The sequence below is a fragment of the Streptomyces jumonjinensis genome (assembly GCF_009600885.1).
Taxonomy (GTDB): Bacteria; Actinomycetota; Actinomycetes; order Streptomycetales; family Streptomycetaceae; genus Streptomyces; species Streptomyces jumonjinensis.
The window spans coordinates 1-2,522 of record NZ_VCLA01000129.1 but is presented as its reverse complement, the minus strand read 5'-3'; the positions used below and the strand labels follow the sequence as shown (position 1 = coordinate 2,522).

General features: G+C 71.4%; 3 protein-coding genes. 1 reads left to right on the top strand and 2 read right to left on the bottom strand.

Annotation, left to right across the window (positions count from 1 at the left end; translation table 11 throughout):
- Positions 1–147: 147 nt before the first annotated feature.
- Together FF041_RS15215 and FF041_RS15210 are read right to left on the bottom strand one after the other, a co-directional pair.
- Entirely contained in the window at positions 148–984 is an 837-nt protein-coding gene (locus FF041_RS15215) for a serine hydrolase (protein WP_153523335.1), read from the bottom strand.
- A gap of 86 nt (positions 985–1,070) precedes the next feature.
- Complete coding sequence (locus FF041_RS15210; protein WP_153523334.1) at positions 1,071–1,829, bottom strand: GntR family transcriptional regulator; 759 nt, start codon at positions 1,827–1,829, stop codon at positions 1,071–1,073.
- Between the two features lie 181 nt (positions 1,830–2,010).
- Between FF041_RS15210 and FF041_RS15205 the strand changes: the two genes are divergently transcribed.
- A complete protein-coding gene (locus FF041_RS15205; RefSeq protein ID WP_323391892.1) occupies positions 2,011–2,418 on the top strand; it encodes an ATP-binding protein in 408 nt (135 codons plus the stop codon).
- The last annotated feature ends 104 nt before the right edge of the window (positions 2,419–2,522 follow it).

Genomic DNA, 2,522 nt, shown 5'->3' with positions numbered 1-2,522 from the left:
TTGTGGCCTGTGGCGGGGGTCTCCGGGGCGGGTCAGGGTGCCGGGCGGGCATGGGCTCGGCGGCGCGGATGGGCGCGGTCCGCGGTGCCGGGCAGGTGCGGTCCACGGCGCCCGGCAGGTGCGATCCACGGCGGCGGGCGGGCGCGGTCAGAGATGCCGGTGGACTGCCCGGGAGACGGCCTCGATGGTCTTCACGCCCTCGCTCATCGCCGCGTTGTCCTGGGTCAGCACGGAGATGGTGTAGTCACGGCCGTCACCGGCGAAGGCCCCGATGGAGTGGACCCGCCAGCCGTGCGCAGCACGCGGCAGCCAGCCGTTCTTCAGATGGGCGGTCGCGGTGGCCCCGGCGGGGGTGCCCCAGCGCTGGGCGGGGATCACCTGGCCCATCAGCTTCAGGGCGTAGGCGCGGGAGTCGTCGCTGAGCAGATCGTTCTTCGCGGTCAGCAGATCGAGGAGTCTGCCCTGATCGCGGGCGGTGATCTGGGTGAGGCCCCAGTAGCCGCCCGCGCCGGGGACGGTGTCGGTCATCCCGGCGGCCTTGAGGAAGCGCTCGATCCTGGCGCGGCCGAGCTGCTGCCAGAGGGCGGAGGTCGAGGCGTTGCTCGATGCGGTGATCATCGCGTGGGCGTGGGACTTCTCGCGCGAGGTCAGCTCGCGTCCCCGCTTCTGTGCGTCGAGGAGGAGCGCGCCGAGGACGGTGACCTTCACGACGCTGGCCGAGTCGTAGCGCCGGTCGGCGTTCACCTCGCAGGTGGTGCCGGTGGTGCGGTCATGGACGTAGACGGCGGTGGTGGAGCCGGCGGCGTCGACGGCTTCGAGAATGTCCCGGCCGAGTCGGTAGGCCAGCTCCACGTCCATGGAGGTACAGGCTACTTCGAGCGATTCCGGCGCGGCTGCCGCCGGGGCGGGCGGTAACAGCAACGGCGCGAGCGGAGCGGCGGCGAGCAGGACGGCGGCGGTGCGGTGGCGCAGCGGATGCGGCATCAGGCCCCCTCGGTAGGGGGTCCATTCACCCATCGGGCAGGTTTCAGCGCCGTCTCATCGCGCGCGGGGGCCGCTCCGCCCGGGGGTCAGGAGGTGAAGTCGTACTCCAGGATGTACGCGGAGGAGTCGAGGACCATGTCGTTGACTTCGACCGCCCATCCCTCGGCGGTGAAAGCGGTGCGGCAGATGAGGACCACCGGGGTGCCCGCCGACAGCGCGAGCCGGTCGGTCTCCTGCGGGGTGGGCATGCGCGAGCGGATCTCCTCGCGGAAGCGGACCGGACCGTGGCCGATCTCGCCGAGGCGGGCGTAGATGCCGCCGGGACCCGTGTCCGGTTCGGCGATCGCGGTACCGGACACCAGTGCGGCGTCGAGATAGGAAGTGGCCAGCATGACGGGCCGTCCGTCGAGCGCGAACCGCCGTCTGCGCACGCACGCGGACGCGCCCGCGGCGAGGCCGAGCACCCGCCCGATCGCCTCCGGCGGTTTCTCATCGGCGACCGTGACCGACTGGACCTCCAGGTCCCAGCCCTGGGCGTCCACCGCCCATACGGAGCGGCCCTCGCCCCACAGCCCTGCCGAGAGCCGCTGGACGCCGCGACGCCGGATCGGCCGGTACTCGCGCACGAAGACACCCGCGCCCTTTCTCGCCTCGACCAGCCCTTCCGTCTGGAGAACGCCGAGCGCCTGCCGGGCGGTCATCCGGGCGACGGCGTAGGCGGCCATCAGGTCGTTCTCGCCGGGCAGCCGGTCACCGGGGCCGTAACGGCCGTCCTCGATGGCGGCCTTCAGCTCGACAGCGATGCGCTGGTACTTGGGCTGTCGGCCGGTGCCCTGGCTTTCCATGTGGAGCCCCTCCCCGATCATCTCTAGACATCCTAGGCACTTCCCCCGCCCGGCATTCCCCGGCGACACACGGGCGATTCGAACATCTCTAGAGACGACTTGCGCTCCGCCGCGGATCACGCTTCACTCATGACATCTCTAGAGATGCGTCGGTCTGTACTGCGACCCTGCGGAGGCTTCCGTGTCCTTTTCCGACACCGTCGAGACCAGCTGGCAGTTCCCCCGGACCCCGCGCACCGCGGGATCTGCCCGTTCCCTGCTGCGGGAGCAGCTCGCCGCCTGGCGGATCACCGGCGACGCGGTCGACGCTGCGGAGCTGCTGCTCTCGGAGCTGGTCGCCAACGCCATACGGCACGCGAACGCCCCGGGTGGCGATGAGCTGGGCGTACGGCTCGCGTACGGCGACGGAATGCTCCGGGTGGAGGTCTCCGACACGGACAGCCGCCACCCCGAGCCCCGGGTGGCGGAAGCCGACGACGAGGGCGGCCGGGGGCTGTTCCTCGTCAGCGCCCTGTCGGAGCGCTGGGGATGCGACCCCCGGCGGCACGGAGCGGGGAAAACAGTCTGGGTGGAGCTCAAGACCCGCTAGCCCTGAGGGCACCGCATAGTGCGGGAAGGCGGCCCGCGCTGTCATGGCGGTTACTTCGGGTCGCGGTTGAACGTCGAGGTCGACCAGGAGTAGCCGAGTACCGC